This window comes from Bradyrhizobium sp. UFLA05-108 (assembly GCF_059803455.1).
In genome coordinates this window covers 75,651-93,807 of record NZ_JBANAZ010000035.1, presented here as the reverse complement: position 1 = coordinate 93,807, position 18,157 = coordinate 75,651, and the positions used below count along the sequence as shown (strand labels likewise).

14 protein-coding genes and 1 tRNA gene are annotated in these 18,157 nt (G+C 64.1%); 12 read left to right on the top strand and 3 right to left on the bottom strand.

Going from position 1 to position 18,157, the window contains the following annotated elements:
- Positions 1–184: 184 nt before the first annotated feature.
- The 4 genes from SO140_RS24780 to SO140_RS24765 all read left to right on the top strand — a co-directional run bounded on the left by SO140_RS24780 (position 185) and on the right by SO140_RS24765 (position 2,451).
- On the top strand, positions 185–622 hold the full coding sequence (locus SO140_RS24780; RefSeq protein WP_449383067.1) for a hypothetical protein: 438 nt from the start codon (positions 185–187) through the stop codon (positions 620–622).
- Positions 619–840: a hypothetical protein gene (locus tag SO140_RS24775; RefSeq protein ID WP_449383068.1), complete on the top strand. Its 222-nt coding sequence runs from the start codon at positions 619–621 to the stop codon at positions 838–840. The genes SO140_RS24780 and SO140_RS24775 overlap by 4 nt, the downstream gene beginning before the upstream one ends.
- An 89-nt stretch (positions 841–929) precedes the next feature.
- Positions 930–1,018, top strand: a tRNA-Leu gene (locus SO140_RS24770).
- A gap of 296 nt (positions 1,019–1,314) precedes the next feature.
- Positions 1,315–2,451, top strand: coding sequence for a GGDEF domain-containing protein (locus SO140_RS24765; protein ID WP_449383069.1), 1,137 nt, complete (start codon positions 1,315–1,317; stop codon positions 2,449–2,451).
- A gap of 56 nt (positions 2,452–2,507) precedes the next feature.
- Here the strand turns inward: SO140_RS24765 and SO140_RS24760 are convergent, their stop codons facing one another.
- Positions 2,508–4,097 carry a peroxidase family protein gene (locus SO140_RS24760; RefSeq protein ID WP_449383070.1) on the bottom strand — a complete coding sequence of 530 codons (1,590 nt, stop codon included), beginning with the start codon at positions 4,095–4,097 and terminating at the stop codon, positions 2,508–2,510.
- A gap of 667 nt (positions 4,098–4,764) precedes the next feature.
- Here SO140_RS24760 and SO140_RS24755 point away from each other — a divergent pair.
- The gene (locus SO140_RS24755) at positions 4,765–6,015 is read left to right on the top strand and encodes a multidrug effflux MFS transporter (protein ID WP_449383071.1); all 1,251 of its coding nucleotides are present in this window, start codon (positions 4,765–4,767) and stop codon (positions 6,013–6,015) included.
- A gap of 56 nt (positions 6,016–6,071) precedes the next feature.
- Positions 6,072–6,203, top strand: coding sequence for a hypothetical protein (locus tag SO140_RS24750; RefSeq protein ID WP_449383072.1), 132 nt, complete (start codon positions 6,072–6,074; stop codon positions 6,201–6,203).
- A 28-nt stretch (positions 6,204–6,231) separates the two neighbouring features.
- On the opposite strand, the gene SO140_RS24745 is transcribed toward SO140_RS24750, so the two are convergent.
- Positions 6,232–7,830 (bottom strand): glycosyltransferase family 39 protein, encoded by a 1,599-nt coding sequence (locus SO140_RS24745; protein ID WP_449383073.1) that lies wholly within the window; start codon positions 7,828–7,830, stop codon positions 6,232–6,234.
- Between the two features lie 251 nt (positions 7,831–8,081).
- The gene (locus tag SO140_RS24740; RefSeq protein ID WP_449383074.1) at positions 8,082–9,689 is read right to left on the bottom strand and encodes an ABC transporter substrate-binding protein; all 1,608 of its coding nucleotides are present in this window, start codon (positions 9,687–9,689) and stop codon (positions 8,082–8,084) included.
- A 270-nt stretch (positions 9,690–9,959) separates the two neighbouring features.
- Between SO140_RS24740 and SO140_RS24735 the strand changes: the two genes are divergently transcribed.
- The 6 genes from SO140_RS24735 to SO140_RS24710 all read left to right on the top strand — a co-directional run bounded on the left by SO140_RS24735 (position 9,960) and on the right by SO140_RS24710 (position 18,036).
- Positions 9,960–11,090, top strand: a complete 1,131-nt coding sequence (locus SO140_RS24735) for a M20/M25/M40 family metallo-hydrolase (RefSeq protein ID WP_449383075.1) — start codon at positions 9,960–9,962, stop codon at positions 11,088–11,090.
- A 342-nt stretch (positions 11,091–11,432) separates the two neighbouring features.
- Positions 11,433–12,374 carry an ABC transporter permease gene (locus SO140_RS24730; RefSeq protein ID WP_027526424.1) on the top strand — a complete coding sequence of 314 codons (942 nt, stop codon included), beginning with the start codon at positions 11,433–11,435 and terminating at the stop codon, positions 12,372–12,374.
- 9 nt (positions 12,375–12,383) lie between these two features.
- Complete coding sequence (locus SO140_RS24725; protein ID WP_449383076.1) at positions 12,384–13,271, top strand: ABC transporter permease; 888 nt, start codon at positions 12,384–12,386, stop codon at positions 13,269–13,271.
- Positions 13,272–13,427: 156 nt separating this feature from the next.
- A complete protein-coding gene (locus tag SO140_RS24720; RefSeq protein WP_449383077.1) occupies positions 13,428–15,074 on the top strand; it encodes an ABC transporter ATP-binding protein in 1,647 nt (548 codons plus the stop codon).
- 375 nt (positions 15,075–15,449) lie between these two features.
- Positions 15,450–16,622, top strand: coding sequence for a M20 aminoacylase family protein (locus tag SO140_RS24715; protein WP_449383078.1), 1,173 nt, complete (start codon positions 15,450–15,452; stop codon positions 16,620–16,622).
- Complete coding sequence (locus SO140_RS24710; RefSeq protein ID WP_449383079.1) at positions 16,615–18,036, top strand: amidase; 1,422 nt, start codon at positions 16,615–16,617, stop codon at positions 18,034–18,036. The genes SO140_RS24715 and SO140_RS24710 overlap by 8 nt, the downstream gene beginning before the upstream one ends.
- Positions 18,037–18,157: the final 121 nt, after the last annotated feature.

The following is an 18,157-nucleotide window of genomic DNA, read 5'->3' as shown; positions in this document are numbered from 1 at the left end:
CCAGCCAGCATGGTGAATCAGAAACAAGCTGATTTGGGAATCCCAAATCGATTCAACCTAACCCCATCCCGCTTTAGCGCGGCTGCTTCCGTCGGAGGGCGGTCCGTCGGGGGATACGATCTAAGCCGCCTGGACGATATTCAGGTCGAAACGCTGGGGCTTCTCTTGCGCAAGGCAGCGGGCGATGCGCGGGTCGATGACCCGCCCCAGCCAGAATGCGAAGAACCACTGTCAAACATCGTATCTTCCCGCTTCGAGCAGGCGCTCAAGCAAATCGACGACCCAATCATTCGTCATCAGGTCACTGCGAGCGCAAGTCGAGCAGCTCAAGGCGCAGGTTCGCGGCAATGCGGGCCCCTGCGGTGCAGCCGCGCCCACAGCACCTGCTGTTGCCGATCCGGCCTCGGAATCGAACGAACCCGATAAGCCGGCGCTCCCGACCGTCGCCGATCCGGTGCTCCCCCGCAACGTCACCCTACTGACCTCGAGCGCGGCTGAATTTTACCGCCTTGATGAGAATTTCCGTGCCGCTGCGGAAGCCTACAAGCGCGGCGACCTCAGCGGCCGACAACTTTATTGGTTCGTTGCCGAACGCGACCGGCGAGAGCGGGAGGGCCGATGAGCGCCGCAGTTGATCGTTTCGAGAGCCTCAAGCGCAAATTTCGCCATCAGGTGCGCTCGCGCAAATTGTCGGCGACGCAGAAGCATCACGTCACCACGGCGGCCGCTCTCCAGCAAGTGGTCGAGATGACGGTCGCCGAGATGGTGACCGGCACCCGACACGTCGAGCGGGAGGTCAACGTCATCCGCGCATTCGAGCGGGTGAAGGACAAGCCATGAACAGAACAAAGCCTGATTTGCAAAACAGCGAGGGAAAACCTGCAAAACACTTGCCCGCAAATGGCAATTTCTATAGGCAAATCAACGCGGCGGGCATGGCGGAATTGGTAGACGCAAGGGACTTAAAATCCCTCGGTGCGCAAGCGCTGTGCCGGTTCGACCCCGGCTGCCCGCACCACCCTCCCCCCGCGATCACAAAGCGATACGCGCCATCGTCTGGCGGCATGGCATTCGGCCATCCCGGGCGTGAAGCAGTGCTTTACCGTAAAGTTGCAGATGCCGCCCGGCTGGAGGCCTGGTGCTGCTTCACTGACCCAATCTTAACTTGTCGGCACCACCATCCTCGTCGGTTTCAGCGATTTTTGGCTTAAAGTGGTGGATCGCACCGAATTCGAGAGCGAGCTTGCACGCGCATCCAGCTAGTCCTTTCGGCCTGCGCTGGAGGCCGCCTATGCGGCGCGGCGCGGACGCTCGATGACCCGTCACATGGCGCGCTCTTCCGCGGTCTGCGGCGCCTTGACACTTGCAGCCATCGCTCTCGATCGGTCGACCAATCTCGACGTCTTCGCCGCGGCATGGGTGTGGCGCTGCGTCGTCGCGCTCTACTGCGCAGGCGTGGCCATCTATGGCTTTCGGTCCCGCAGCACGTTGCTGATGGGTTTGGCCTACGGCTCCGCCATGATCGCCATGATGGCCGTCATCGAATTCGCGGGTGTCGCCGCACCGAAGGCCATCCAGGAAAACTACATGCTTGCGGCGATCATGCTCTTCGCGATCTGCGTTGCCTCCGTCCCGATGCCGTTTGCCGCAGGGCTCGTCATCTGCACAATTGCCGCCGTTCTGCATCCGACCTTGCCGCTCGCCTTCGGAGCCGACGCCAGCCACTTGACCAGCGATACGATCGTCGGCCTGGCCGCATGCCTGACGGCGCTGTTGGTCATCCGCAAGAACGAGGTCGAGCGGCGCCGCAGATTCCTCGAAACGCTTCGCTACGAGCATGCGGCAACTGAATTGAGCGTGGTGAACCGGGAGCTGCTCCGCATATCGAACACCGACGCGCTGACCGGACTTCCGAACCGCCGCTTTTTCGAAGCCGAAGCCGCGAGATTGTGCGCGGAAAGAGGGCACAGCGGCATCGGGGCGATCCTGATGGATGTCGACCACTTCAAGACATACAACGATGCGGCCGGACATATCGCGGGCGACGTGTGCCTTCGCACGGTGACCCAGGCGCTTGCAAACACGGCCCGCGAAGCAGGCGTCAGCGTCGCCAGATATGGCGGCGAGGAGTTCGCGGCCATCGTCCCGTCGGCGACCGCGCTGGAATTGCAGCAGCTTTGCGAAGAACTGCGCATCGCGGTCAGCAGCATCAATCTGCCTCATCCTGGCCTGCGAGATCGCAACGTGAGCATCAGCGCCGGACTGGCGTGGCGCCAAACCTTTGCAGACGATCCGAAATCGCTGCTGGAGGAGGCCGACCGCGCGCTATATGAAGCAAAGGCCACCGGGCGCAATCGCATCGCCTGGTCCGATGTGGCGGCCCACGTTCGCTCGCCCGGCATCGTTCCCGACCTGATCATGCCGGATCCCGCCCCGGCTATGCGCGCCTGATCTCCCAACGGGGTCCGGCCCGGCGCAGCGCGCCGGGCCTTTGTGTCTCATCCTCCTCAGACCTCGCCGATATACCGCAGCATGTCCCACAGCGTGATGGTGGGCGCGTTGGGCTTGATGACGGAGGTCCAGCCGCTGGCATTGGCGACGGAGCTCTGGTCGTCATCGAGGATGCCGAAGAAGACCTCGAGCACGATGCGGCCGCCGACTGGGCCGAGCTGGGTGCCGGCATTGGAGTCCTTGTCGGCGACCTTGACGCCGCCCTCGATCTTCGTGTCGAACGTGCCGTCATCCTTGGCGAGGCAGGCCTGGCCTTCGGCCAGCACGTAGAGCCAGAGCGGCGTTTTCGCGTCCAGCTTGCTGGCATCAGCACCCGGCATTTCCGGCATGTCCTTGAACGACAAGAGGCGCTCGCCGAATACCAGAGGCGGCCCGCTGCTCACGCCGAGCACTGCGGCGACATCCTGCCCCGAGGGCAGCGAGAAGTTATAGCCGCGCTTGAGATTGCGCGCCGCGAGCGAGCGGAACAGCATGTCCTGTCCGCCGATCCGCGGCGGCAGCACCAGGAGCGGATTCACGAGGCTGGTGTCGATCTTGTAGCTGTATTGCAGCCGGTGCTTGTCGGGCCCCACGTCCACGCCGCCAACCTGCGAGGGGTTGTCGCCCTTGGTGCCCGGCGCGAGCTGATCTGTCACGAACAGCGACCAGTCGATGCGATGGCTCTGCGGCAAATCCCCGAACCCGACGAGGCTCTCGGCCGCATTGTCGGCGCCGTCGAAGATGCGGCGCTGGAAATTCTCGTTGAGCCGGTAGGCATTGCGGATCGCCGAATGGCCGTAGCGATAGGCAGCTCCGGTGAATTCCAGCGGCAGCGCCGTGCGATCGCCCTTCTTGTAGAGCTTGTAGGCCGCATCGCCCTTGCTCGCCCGGTCCTGGACGAAGCTGTCATAGACCGGCTTCTGCACGATGCGCTTGAGGAAGTCGGTGACGATGATCGTCTGGTAGGTGAAGCGGACCTCCTGCTGTGCCGTCTGGAACAGCGTTTGTCCGGTCAGGCCCTGCGACTTGAAGAACGCGATCATCGCATTGTGGAAGTGAATGAAGGCGAGCTGAAGCTGGCAAACGATGGAGTTTTCGTCATTGCGGGGATCGCCGATGATGGCGCGATGGCTGCCGGCATCGTCGGGCTTGTAGTAGATCGTCGAACGCGGCAGGTCGTAGGGCCGGTCCATGTTGGTCGCGAGCCGCCCGTCCTCGTCATACATGAAGGGCGATGCCGACGGCCCGAGGCCGTAGAGGCAATCCATGTCGAGCCGCGGCGTGCGCACGTCATTGGGGAAGCTCGACAGGCCCGGCGGGAGCGTTGCGAGCGTCGAGCGCGTGTCGAAGGTCAGGTCATGGTCGATGAACTGGCCGAGATAGGTGTAGGCCGCGGGCACAAAGGGATTTTCCTCATCGTCCGGCGTATCGGAGGGATCGTCGAGGCCCTGGTCGATCGCCTTGGCGATGATGCTCACGATCGTGTCGGGATCAGAGAGCTCCAACGATTGATAAGTCTCGCGCTTCAACAGGCGCATGAAGCTCGCGGCATCGGAACCCTGCCCGCCATGTCCGCCCTGCAATTGATCGCTTTTCATGTCCGACATTTCAACGCTCCTTCAAAAATGGCTGTTTTGAATCAATTCGCGTTATCGTCGCGCCACGCCCCCATAAATCCATTGCGTAGCGGCTGGCGGCGCATCACCTCCAGTTGCAAATTGGTCTTTTGGCCATCCGCCCGGTTCAACGCGGTGCGCGTCGCGTGTCGATTTTATTCACCACGTGAGCGCGCACGGACATTTGCGGTGTTTTGCTGGTGAAAGACTGGAATTGCCGCAGGTTGTCGATTGACGTCTTCACAACCGACACACTCCCGCGCATCACACGCCAATACCGTTAAGGCAATAGCCGTGATGGCAAATGTGTGAATTGCTTCACACGCAGCGCATGATGTCCGTTCGCATCTGTCGCTGTCGAAGACCGAATAAAGCTTGCCCCGTTCGCCCTAACCGCCGTGATACTCGGCGCCAATTCGTCTCGACCGCACCGGCTTCCGCTGGCCCGCCAATGCATGATCCGCCAATGCACGATCAATGGCGCCGTTCGTAAGCCGGATGGTGGCGGTGCTTTTGGGTCAATCTCGAGCATAGGTCTCGACCCATGCTGGACTCACCGGTTTGTGTCTCCCGTTGCGCCTAACAGCCATCCCAAAACGCGGCTTGTGCGCCGCAACATTCCCGCTACACAGGCGTCTGCGAATGCAGAGGTAGCTACGTGTCCGACGTCAATGCCGACAGTTGGGTGTCCTCGGGACACCGCCCGATGGGATTTCCGGAATTCGTCATCGTGATCGCCGCCATCATGGCGCTGAATCCGCTTGCGATGGACATGATGCTGCCGGCGCTGCCGAACATCGGGGCGGCATTTCACATTCCCGTCGCCAATCATCTCCAGCTCGTGCTGTCGACGTTCCTGATCGGGTTCGGCGCGGGGCAGTTCGTCATGGGGCCGCTGTCGGACCGGTTCGGTCGGCGGCCGGTACTGCTCGGCGGCATGACGGTCTACGCGATCGCGAGCGTGCTCGCGGTCGCGGCGCCCTCGTTCGAGACCCTGCTGCTGGCCCGCGCGCTGCAAGGGCTCGGCACGTCGGCGACGCGGGTGATTGCGACCTCGATCGTGCGCGACTGTTATGTCGGCCGGCGCATGGCGAGCGTGATGTCGCTCGCGATGATGGTGTTCATCGCCGTACCCGTGATCGCGCCGTCCTTTGGACAAGCAGTGCTGCTGGTGACGCATTGGCGCGGCATCTTCATCGTGCTGATGGCCTACGGCCTGCTCGCGCTCGGCTGGACCGTGCTGCGACTGCCGGAGACCCTGCCCGAGAGCGAGCGCAAGTCCCTGGCGCCGCGTGAGGTGCTCGAGGCCTTCCGTCAGACCCTGACCAACCGGCAAACGCTTGGCTACGCGGTCGCCGCGGGCTTCGTCATCGGCTCGTTGTTCGCCTTCGTGTTCTGCGCGCAGCAGGTGTTCACCGGAATCTACCATCTCGGCCATTATTTTCCGCTCGCCTTCGCGGCGATCGCGGCCGGCACCGCCATCGCGGGCTTTGCCAATGCGCGGCTGGTGGGCCGTCTCGGCATGCGCGTGATCTCGCACGGAGCGCTCGTCGGCTACGCGCTCGTCGCCGGCCTCATGCTGCTCACCGCGAGCCTGCAAATGCTGCCGCTGTGGCTGTTCATGGTGCTCTCGGCCCTGATGATGTTCTCGTTCGGCATGATGATCGCCAACTTCACCGCGCTCGCCATGGAGCCGCAGGGTCACATTGCCGGCACCGCGTCCTCACTCTACGGCTCGATCACGACGCTGTTCGGCATCGTCGTCGGCATGACGATCGGCCAGAGCTTTGACGGAACGTTGCTGCCGTTCTCGGCCGGCTTCTTCCTGTGCACGCTGGCTGCGCTCGCCGTCGTCGCCGTGGTGGAGAAGGGCCGGCTGTTCCAGCCGCATCATCGCGCGGGCGCTTAGCTCGCGCAGGAACTTCGCTCACTCCTCCATGTTGTCCTGCAGCAATGGAGTTACGAATGGAACCCGAGCGTAAGGACCAACAAACGCAGGACGCCGAGGAGCTCAAGCAGGAGCACTCGGAACGGCAAGAGACCACCCTGCCCTTCGCAAGTGAAGGGCTTGAGCAATTGCGCGACAGCCATTGTTGATGGAGCGCCCTTCGGGTCCGGATCGTGCTTACCGTGGCGCGCGCTTGCTCGCACTGAAATCATCCGCGTTGCTCACGGGCGGCTTGTGATCGTCATCATGCGGCGGCACGAGCAGCACGACGAGCTTGCGCGTCACGCCGGCCCGGCCGAGCAACTCCGCCTGAAGGCTGAATTCGCGTCTGACGAAATCCCCGGCCCGCGCCGAGGTTTGCTCCATCCAGCCGAGGCAATCGGGCTGGTCGTGGAAGCACAGCGCCGCCCAGCCGCGCTCCAGCGTGGTCCTGCGCGGCAAGCCCCAGGTGTATTGATAGGCGAACGGCCGCGCATAATGCGGATGATCGGGGCTGTAGAATGCGGTGGCAAAGGCCAGCGCATCGTCGCCGCTGACGGCGGAGAGTGGCACGCCAGTGAGATCGCGCCACTGCCGCGTGAGCTCGGCCGCCGCCTCGTGATAAAACTCCCTGCCCTCTTCGTAGCCGTGCGCGTTGCGGTAGACGGCATGAATGGGAGCTGCGACCACGAGTGCGACGACGCTGACGCCTGCAACCAGCACCGCGGCATTGACGGCATAGAAGCGCTCGATTGGATAGCGCGTGCCGCACACGATCGGCACGACGAACAAGAACAGGCCCTGCAATGCCCACAGCGACGGCAGGTCCGTGCCCATGGCGAGCGAGGTCAACATCGGCAAGAGCAACGTGCCGAGCGCGACGTAGCACAGCAGCTTCAATCCGGGATCCATCGCGACGAAGTCGGCCGGCAGGCGTTTCAGCCGGTTGCCTGCAATCATCACCCAGGTGACGGCCGCCGCACCCATCGCCGCGACGAGCCCGAGCGCAAACGACTTCACCTCGCCCAATGCCGTGAGGAGGCCGGCATTGGCATGCGCCAAGGCGTAGGAGAAGGTCGGGGCACCCGTGGTCGCGAGCCAGTGGAGATGCGGCGATAAGGCCAGGAGCCCGGTGACGGTGGAGATCCAGGGCGAGGCCGAGGTAAAATAGGCCCGACGCGCCGGATGCATCGCTGCCGCAAGCACAAAGCTCGCGACCAGGAACACCGAATAGTATTTCCCCACCATCGCCAGCGTCGTCGCAAGACCCACGGCAATGGCCCAGCCCGCCGCGCGCGTCTCGAAAGCGCGCAGGAAGCAGAAGGTCGCGAGCGGCCAGGTCGCCAGCAACACGCTGTTGGCATTGAAGCGCTGGGCGTGGAATTGATAGGCCGGCGTGAGCATCAACAGCAGCAGGACCAGCAGGCGTTTGTGCCCGCTCACGAAGCGACGCGAGATCAGGTCGACGAACCATAGCGCCAGCGCGGCGTTGGCGATCGCCATCAGCTGCATCGACCAGTCGCTCAACGGGAAGATCGCGGTCCAGGCGGCCGCCACCCACCCCATCAGCGGCGGATGCTTGGGATAACCCCAGGCAAAATGCCGCCCCAGCGTCCAGGCCTCAAGCGTGTCCGGATGCAGGCCGGCGCCGAGATAGGCGATCACGAGATAGAGCGTCCAGACTGCGGTGAAGGCCGTGAGCAGCAGCGGCACGGCCCAGCCAGCCTCCACGCCTTCGAGCCAGCGCAGGAATGGACGGCGCCAGCGCGCAGGCGCGCGGTCCGAGCGTTCGGCCATCGACTGGAATGCAAAATCTATCGGCACGTCATTCAAATCGACGGAGGGAAAGAGGCGGGAAGAGCGGCGCCATCTATTTCAGCCCTCGAAACGAATGGCAACAATCGGAATTTGGAAGAGCCTTAATTGGTGAACGGCACGCGACACTTGGTGCAGGAGTTGCCGGATTCCGGCAAGCCGCGATACGAAAATGGCCGGGGCGACTGCCCCGGCCATCGTCAACTTCGTCCGCTTGGAGAGCGGCGTGCCGCCTACTCGGACTTGTCCACGTTCCACCACACCGGCGTCGCCGGGCCGTCGAGCACGCCGGTGAGCGACTTGCGCCAGCCGCTCGGCAGCAAATACTGGCCGAGCGGGATGTAGATCACCTGCTCGTAGGCTTCCTTCTGGATCTCGGCGGCGATCTTCTTCTGCTCGTCGAGCGAGCTCGCATGCACGAAGGCATCCTTGAGCTGTTCGATCTTGGCGTCTTCCGCCCAGCCGAACCAGCCGCCCTTCTTGCCCTGGCCGCCGATCGAGAGATTGGCGATCGGGTTGGAGACGTCCGCGGCGACCCAGTTGGTGAAGAACATGTTCCAGCCGCCCTCCTTCGGCGGCTTCTGGCTGGCGCGACGGCTCACCACGGTCTGCCAGTCGGTCGCCTGAAAGTCGACCTTGAAACCGGCTTCACGCAGCAACTGCGCGGCCACGATCGGCTGCGCCTTCAGCGTGGTGACGTCGCCGGGCCCCATGATCACGACCGGCGTGCCGTCATAGCCGGACTCGGCGAGCAGCTTCTTGGCTTCCGCCATGCCATTGCCCTTGATCAGGCTCTCGGCGCCGACGTCGGTCGCGAGCGGCGTGTCGCACACGAAGAAGGCACCGCAGACCTTCTGATATTTGGGGTTGCCGACGAGCGCGTCGAGCACATCCTTCTGGTTCATCGCCAGCAAGGCAGCGCGACGCAGTTTCACGTTGTCGAACGGCGGATAAAGGAAGTTCATCCGTCCGAGCGTCTGGAAACCGAACTTGTTCGAGACCTCGATCGTGAGCTCCTTGTTCGCCTCCAGCAACGGCAGCATGTCGTACGGCAGATTCTCCATGAAATCGATGTCGCCCGATTGCAGCGCGTTCACCGCGGTCTGCGAGTCCGGCATCGTGACCCACTCGACACGATCGACCTTCACCACCTTGCCGCCGGCGGTCCAGCTCGACGGCTCCTTGCGCGGCACATAGTCCTTGTTCTTCTCGTAGACCGCCTTCACGCCTGGCTGGAATTCGGCCTGCACGAACTTGAAGGGGCCGGAGCCGATCTGCTCGGGGATCTGCTTGTCCGGCGGCGTCTCGGCGAGGCGCTTTGGCATCATGAAGGCGACGCGCGAGGACGGCTTGCCGATGGAGTCGAGCACGAGGCCGTAGGGCTCCTTCAGCTTCAACGTGATGGTCTTGGCGTCAGTCGCCTCCAGGCTGGCGGTGAAGTCCATCAACTTCTGGCCCATGCCGTCGACCTTGGCCCAGCGCTGCAGCGAGGCGACACAGTCTTCAGCCGTCACCGGCGTGCCGTCATGCCACTCCAACCCGTCGCGCAGCGTGAAGGTGTAGGTGAGCTTGTCGTCGGAGATTTTCCAGTCCGCCATCTGTGGCTGGATCTTGAAATTCGAATCGGTCGCGATCAACGTGTCGTAAACCATGTAGCCATGGTCGCGCGTGATGTAGGCCGTGGTGAAGATCGGATCGATGATCCTGAGGTCCGAGTGCATCACCGCCGTGATGGTCTTGCCTGCGGCAAGGACCGGCGAGCCCAGTGCGGTGAGCGCGACGGCCGACAGCACGAGCTTGGAGACGATCGCGCTGCGTCCCCGGCGCAAGAAGTGGAACATCGACGTTTCTCCTGACGTGAAACTGGTCAAAGGCAGGTTATTGGTTGAGCATTCGGATCGTTCGTTAGGCGCCCACATCATGCAATGCCTTTACCTTTTCGAGAGTTGCAGAGCGCATCGAAAGCGTCAATCCGCTTTCGCTGCATGCCCATGCAGGCGCGCGCACGGGCTCCATGTTTGCATGTTTCGCTCTACAACCAATCCCGCCGATCGTTTCCCGACTGCTATGCAACGCGTGTTCCGCGCGTGCGAAGCCTGAAGAGGCCGCCCATGAATCCAACCAATCTCCCGTTTGATTCTGAAGTCATGCTGCAAGGTCTGCACGCATGGGTCGAATGCGAAAGTCCGACCTGGAACGCGGTTGCCGTGAACCGCATGCTCGACCTCGCCGCGCGCGACATGGCGATCATGGGTGCGACGATCGAGCACATCGCCGGCCGACAAGGCTTTGGCGGCGTCGTGCGCGCACGCTTTCCGCATCCGAAGCAAGGCGAGCCGGGCATCCTGATCGCCGGTCACATGGACACCGTGCACCCCGTCGGCACCATCGAGAAGCTGAGATGGCGGCGAGAAGGCAACAAGTGCTACGGCCCAGGCATCTTCGACATGAAGGGAGGTAACTACCTCTCGCTCGAGGCCATCAGGCAATTGGCCCGCGCCTCCTTCGTAACGCCGCTGCCGATTACGGTGCTGTTCACGCCCGACGAGGAAGTCGGCACGCCATCGACACGCGACATCATCGAGGCCGAGGCTGCGCGCAACAAATACGTGCTGGTGCCCGAGCCGGGCCGGCCCGACAACGGCGTCGTCACCGGGCGCTACGCGATCGCGCGCTTCAATCTCGAGGCAACCGGGCGGCCGAGCCACGCCGGCGCGACGCTCTCCGCGGGACGTTCCGCGATACGGGAAATGGCCAGGCAGATTCTCGCGATCGACGCGATGACCACGGAGGATTGCACCTTCTCGGTCGGCATCGTGCATGGCGGGCAGTGGGTCAATTGCGTTGCCACTACCTGTATCGGCGAGGCGCTCTCCATGGCCAAGCGCCAGGCCGATCTCGACCGCGGCGTCGAGAAGATGCTGGCGCTGTCCGGCACAACCAATGATGTCGGCTTCAAGGTGACGCGCGGGGTCACACGTCCGGTCTGGGAACCCGATGCCGGCACGATGGCGCTGTACGAGAAAGCGCGCGGGATTGCCCGCGAGCTCGGCGCCAAGCTGCCGCATGCCAGCGCCGGCGGCGGTTCCGACGGCAACTTTACCGGCGCGATGGGTATCCCGACCCTCGACGGCCTGGGCGTGCGCGGCGCCGATGCCCACACGCTCGACGAGCACATCGAGGTCGACAGCCTCGCCGAACGCGGCCGATTGATGGCCGGGCTGTTGGCGACGCTGGAATAGGGCTTCGTAGGGTCGGCAAAGGCGCGCTCTTCGCGCGCCGTCCCCACCATCTCTCTCCAAGATTGCGATAGAACTCTCCAAGATTGCGATAGAAGTGGTGGGCACGCGGAGCCTATCATCGGGCGCGCGTTCGCGCGACCCGGTGGTTTTGCCCACCCGACGAAGAAGGCCTGGATGCCCGGGCATGACGGCTAGATTGACAATTAGAACCGCGCGCAAAGCACGTTGGCTGCACCGCAAAAACGACGGCCTCGATGGCATGGGAATTGCTGAAACGTCAGCTTGGTGGCAACCTGCCGTAGGACGCCTCGCCGGTTTGACTCTAAATCTGACGGATCCAACTTGCTCGGATATCTCGTTCGCAGAATCCTCGCCGCCGTCCCCGTGATGGGCGTGGTCGCGCTTTTCGTCTTCCTCCTGCTCCGGCTCACTCCGGGCGATCCGGCTGCGATCCTCGCCGGCGACAACGCGACGCCCGAACGGCTCGAGCGCATCCGCGCCTCGCTCGGCCTCAACGAGCCCCTCATCGTGCAGTTCATCACCTGGATCAACAAGCTCCTGCACGGCGATCTCGGGACGTCGCTGATCTCCAACCTGCCGGTGCTGAAGATGATCGGCCAGCGCGTCGAGCCGTCGATCTCGATCGCGCTCTCCACCATCATCCTTGCGGTCGTCGTCGCCGTTCCGCTCGGCGTGATCGCGGCGTGGAAGCATGGCACCTGGATCGACCGCTTCGTGATGGGCCTCTCCGTGCTCGGCTTCTCCGTGCCCGTGTTCGTGGTCGGCTATGTCCTGATCGAGATTTTCGCCATCGACCTGCGCTGGGTGCCGGTGCAGGGCTTCAAGAGCATCACGGCCGGCTTCGGCCCGTTCTTCGAGCGCATCATCCTTCCGACCTGCGCGCTGTCCTTCATCTATATCGCCCTGATCGCGCGCATGACGCGGGCGGCGATGCTCGACGTGCTCGGCGAAGACTATGTGCGCACCGCGCGCGCCAAGGGCATCAGCGAGGTCGCGGTCATGATGCGGCATGCGCTGCGCAATGCCGCCGTTCCCGTGATCACCGTGATCGGCACCGGCTTTGCCCTTCTGATCTCCGGCGTCGTCGTCACCGAAAGCGTGTTCAACATTCCCGGCATCGGCCGTCTTACTGTCGACGCGGTGCTGGCGCGCGACTATCCGGTGATCCAGGCGATGATCCTGCTGACGTCGCTGATCTATGTCGTCGTCAATCTTCTGATCGACGTCGCCTACACCCTCCTTGATCCGCGGATCAGGTATTGAGGCTCCAGCATGTCGGTTGATACTCTTCCCCAATCGTCCATCCCCATCACCTCGCCGCTACGGCCGCGGTTCGGATTCCTTACGTCGACGCCGATCATCGCGGCCGCGACGATCTGCCTCGCGCTGATCGCGCTGATCTCGATCCTTGCGCCGCTGATCGCGCCGCATGATCCGGTCCTGCTCGCGCCCTCGCAGCGCCTGAAGCCGGCCTCAGCGCAATTCCTGCTCGGCACCGACGCCTTCGGCCGCGATCTGTTGTCGCGCGTGATCTATGGCGGCCGCGTCTCGCTGCTGATCGGGATCGGCTCGGCGATCCTCTCGATCGCCATCGGGCTGGCGATCGGCCTCGTCGCCGGCTTCTTCAAGCTGGTCGATTCCATCATGATGCGCGTCATGGACGGCTTGATGGCGATGCCGAGCATCCTGCTCGCGATCGCCGTCGTTTCGCTGTCGGGCGCCAGCATCTGGACCGTGCTGGTCGCGATCACCATTCCCGAGATTCCGCGCGTGGCGCGCCTGGTGCGCTCCGTCGTCCTGTCCGCGCGCGAAGAGCCTTATGTGGAAGCGGCGATCTCGGTCGGCTCTTCCCTGCCGAAGATCATGTGGCGCCACCTAATGCCGAACACGATCGCGCCGCTGATCGTGCAAGGCACCTATGTCTGCGCATCCGCGATCCTCACAGAAGCCATCCTCTCCTTCCTCGGCGCCGGCATCTCGCCGGAGACGCCGACCTGGGGCAACATCATGGCCGAGGGACGTCAGTACTTCCAGATCAAGCCGTCGCTGATCTTCTGGCCGGGCCTCCTCCTCTCGCTCGCGATCCTCAGCATCAATCTGATCGGCGACGCCGCCCGCGACGCACTCGACCCCCGCATGAAGCAGCGGGAGGGCAAGTGATTGTCCCCACCGGCACCGCCCCTTTCCGTCATTGCCGGCGAAGCAATCCAGACTGTCCCCGCGGAAAGATTCTGGATTGCTTCGTCGCGGAGCCTGTCATCCGGCCCGCCGAAAGCGGGACCGGGTGGCTCCTTGCAATGACGACGGAGTAATTGGATGACCAACACCGTCCTCGACATCAACAACCTCACCGTCTCCATCGGCAAGACGCCGAGCGGGCCGAAGATCATCGACGGCATCTCCATCCAGGTGCGCGAGCGCGAGACGCTGTGCCTCGTCGGCGAGAGCGGCTCCGGCAAGTCGGTGACATCGCTCACCGTGATGGGCCTGTTGCAGAAGGGCTCGCTGACGCCCACCGGCGGCAGCGTCAAGCTCGTCGGCGAGGAACTCCTCACCGCGACCGACCGCCGCCTGCGGCAGTTGCGCGCCACGCAGATGGCCATGATCTTCCAGGAGCCGATGACCGCACTCAATCCGGTCGTTCCGGTCGGCCGCCAAATCGACGAGGTCCTGCGCGCCCACACCGATCTCGACGCCAAGGCTCGGCGCAAGCGCATCCTCGAGATGATGGAACAGGTGCGGCTGCCGCAGGTCGAGCGCATCTTCGCCTCCTACCCGCACCGCCTCTCCGGCGGCCAGCGCCAGCGCATCATGATCGCGATGGCGCTCGTGCTGGAGCCGAAACTGCTCATCGCCGACGAGCCGACCACCGCGCTCGACGTCACAACGCAGAAACAGATCCTCACCCTGATCCGCGACCTGCAGCGCGATCACGGCACCGCCGTGCTGTTCATCACCCACGACATGGGCGTGGTGGCCGAGATAGCCGACCGCGTCGCGGTGATGCGGCAGGGCCGCCTGGTCGAAACCGGAACACTCGATTCCGTGCTGCGCAATCCCTCGATGGAATACACCCGCAACCTGCTCGCCTCGGTGCCGAGCCTCGTGCCGCGCGCAGCGCGACCTGAAACCAAGGAACCGGTCGTGCTGGAGGCCAACGACCTCGGCAAGGTCTATCGCGAGCGCACCTTCTTCGGCAAAGGCCGCGAGGTGGTCGCCGCCGACAAGGTCACCCTCACCTTGCGCAAAGGCCGCACGCTCGGCATCGTCGGCGAAAGCGGCTCGGGCAAGTCGACGGTGGCGCGTTGCATCGTCCGCCTGATCGATCCGACCTCGGGCGGCGTGCGCCTCGCGGGCCGCGAAATTTCCGACCTGTCGCGGCGGTTGCTCCAGCCGCATCGCCAGAAAATCCAGATCGTGTTCCAGGATCCCTACCGCTCGCTCAACCCGCGCGTCAGCGTGGGCGAGAGCATTGCGGAAGGCCCGATCAACTACGGCGTCTCGCGCGCCGATGCGCTGAAGCGCGCACGCGAGCTTCTGGAACTGGTCGGCCTGCCGGCCGATGCGGTCGCGCGCTATCCGCACCAGTTCTCGGGCGGCCAGCGCCAGCGCATCGCCATTGCGCGCGCGCTCGCGCTCGATCCCGACGTATTGGTCGCGGATGAAGCGGTCTCCGCGCTCGACGTCTCCGTGCAGGCGCAGGTGCTGGAACTTCTGGACGAGATCCAGAAGCGGCTCGGTATCGCGATCCTGTTCATCACCCACGACTTGCGTGTCGCAGCGCAGATCTGCGACGAAGTCGTCGTGATGCAGCACGGCCGTGTCGTCGAACAGGGACCGGCGGCCGAGGTGCTGACGCATCCGAAGGAAGCCTACACCAAGTCCCTGCTCGATGCGGCGCCGGGCCGCGGCTGGGACTTTGCCAATTTCCGGCCGGTGGAAAGCGCGGTGGCGAGCGCGTAGGTTTCTCCGCGCGCGTTGGCGGGAGTTTGGAGGCACTCTGCTCCCCTATCGTCGTCCCGGCGAAGGCCGGGACCCATACCGCGGAATCTATCGATCGCGCATGATGCGCGTCCCAAACTCCTGATCTTCGTCAAACTTCTCCCTGGGGTTATGGGTCCCGGCCTTCGCCGGGACGACACACCCAGGTTGTTGCGATGACTCCACTCACAACACCCACCGCATCCGCACCATTCCCAAAACGGCTTGACGCCATGCGCGGCACGATTGTCTGCCTTGCTTGCTCTTGCCGCAAAGGCGGTTAACGTCGCGCGTATCCGCATCAAGCCGAACGGCCCCGCTTTCGATCCTCCATCAGGCTAAGGAATCAAGGACGAGATGCCCACCATCGACCGCATCGACGGCTATGCCGACGAACTTACCGCCATCCGCCGCGACCTGCATGCCCATCCCGAGATCGGCTTCGAGGAGGTCCGCACCTCCGGCATCGTCGCCGACAAGCTGAAGAGCTGGGGCATCGAGGTGCATCGCGGGCTCGGCGGCACCGGCGTGGTCGGCGTCATCAAGGGCAAGGGTGCGAGCGGAAAGCGCATCGGGCTTCGCGCCGACATGGACGCGCTGCCGATGGAGGAGAACACCAACCTGAAATGGCGCTCCACCATTCCCGGCCGCTTCCACGGCTGCGGCCATGACGGCCACACCACCATGCTGCTCGGCACCGCGCGCTACCTCGCCGAGACGCGGAATTTCGACGGCACCGTGCACCTGATCTTCCAGCCGGCCGAGGAAGGTCTCGGCGGCGCCCGCGCCATGATCAAGGACGGATTGTTCGAAAAATTTCCCTGCGACGAGCTCTACGGCCTGCACAACGCACCCGACCTCAATCTCGGCGAGATCGCGATCCTGCCGGGACCCGCAATGGCCGGCGCCGATTTCTTCGACCTGCGCATCAATGGCTATGGCGCGCATGGCGCGATGCCGGAGCGTTCCAAGGACGCCGTGGTGATCGCAACCACGCTGGCGCAGGCCGTTCAGACCATCGTCAGCCGCAACGTCGAGCCGCTCCAGGCCGCCGTCGTGTCGATCACCCAGATTCATGCGGGCTCCGCCTACAACGTCATTCCCGGCGAAGCGCATCTCTGCGGCACCGTGCGCGCCTTCTCCGATGAAGTGCGCGCGCTGATCCGCGAGCGCATGCGCACGATCTGCGCCGGCGTCGCCAGCGCCTTCCAGGTCGAGATCGAGGCCGACATCCGCGACGCCTTTGGCGTGCTGGTCAACCAGGTCGAGCAGTCCAAGGTGGTCGAAGAGGTCGCGCGCACCGTCGTCGATCCCGCCAGGGTGATCACCCGCACCCAGCCGAAGATGGGCAGCGAGGATTTTGCCGACATGCTGCAGACCATTCCCGGCGCCTATTTCTGGGTCGGGCATGACGGCTCGGTGCCGGTGCACAATCCCGGCTACGTGCTCGACGACAAGATTTTGCCGATCGGCGCCAGCATGTTCGCCCGCATCATCGAGTCCCGCATGCCGGTCGGTGGCCATGCATAAGCCGCGCGCCGACGAGAAGGTCACCTCGCTGCACGATCTGTCCGCGGTCGATATGATCGTGGGCTACAAGTCCAGGCAGTTCTCGCCGAGCGAGGTGCTGGAGGACGTGATCGCGCATGTCGCAGCGTGGGAGCCGCATCTCAAGTCGCTCTATGCTTACGACCCCGACGGCGCACGCGAGGCTGCAAAGGCCTCGACCGCGCGCTGGTCCGGCGGCGAGCCGTCCGGTCCGCTCGACGGCGTGCCGGTGTCGGTGAAGGACAACATCGCGACCAAGGGCGTACCCGTGCCGCTGGGCGCCGCGAGCGTGAAGCTCGTGCCGGCGGCGAAAGACGCCCCGCCGGCCGCGCGCCTGCGCGAGGCCGGCGCGATCATCTTCGCCAAGACCACCATGCCCGATTACGGCATGCTGTCGTCGGGTCTTTCCAGCTTCCATGCGCTGGCGCGCAACCCCTGGGACCTCTCGAAAAATCCAGGCGGCTCGAGCGCGGGTGCTGGCGCCGCTGCTGCGGCCGGTTACGGCCCCCTGCATCTCGGCACCGACATCGGCGGCTCGGTGCGGCTGCCGGCGGGCTGGTGCGGTCTCGTCGGATTGAAGCCGAGCTTTGGCCGGGTGCCGATCGATCCACCCTATGTCGGCCGTGTCGCGGGTCCCATGACCCGCACGGTTGACGACTGCGCGCTGATGATGAGCGTGATCGCAAAGCCCGACCGTCGCGATGGCATGAGCCTGCCGGCCGACACCATCAACTGGAAGACGCTGGAGAAGTCACCGCGCAAGTTGCGCATCGGCCTGATGCTCGATCTCGGCGTTGGCCTGCCGCTGGAGAAGTCGGTGCGTGACGTCGCGGTGAAAGCCGCCAAAGCGTTCGAGTCCGCCGGCGCCGTCGTCACCGAGGTCGACGGGATTTTGACGCGCGAGATGCTCGATGGCCTCGACAAGTTTTGGCGCGCGCGGATGTGGGACGATCTTTCGAAGCTCGCACCTGCCGAGCAAGCCAAGGTGCTGCCCTACATCTTCAAATGGGGCGAGTCCGGCGCAAGACTCTCCGGCGTCGAGGTGATCCGCGGATTCAACCAGACCATGGCAATCCGCGCCGCCGCGGCAAAGCTATTCTGCGAGCTCGATTATGTGATCTCGCCGACGGCGCCGAACGTCAACTTCCCGGCGGAACTGGCCTCGCCCACCGACGATCCGATGAAGCCGTTCGAGCACATCTGCTATACCGTGCCATGGAATATGTCGGAGAACCCGGCGATATCGATCAACGGCGGCTTCGACGCCAAGGGCTTTCCGATCGGTGTGCAGATCATCGGCCGCCGCTTCGACGACCTCGGCGTGCTCGGCCTGGCCAAGGCGTTCGAAGGTTTGCGCGGGGCTCAGAGGCCTTGGCCGTCGCCGCCGGCGCATTAGCGACAAACCGCAAGTCGCCATGTGCGGGCTCGACCCGCGCATCCATCCTCTTCAAAAAAGATGGATTGCCGGGCCAAGCCCGGCAATGACAGAATTGCTTCAAGAACATCAAGAGAGGAAA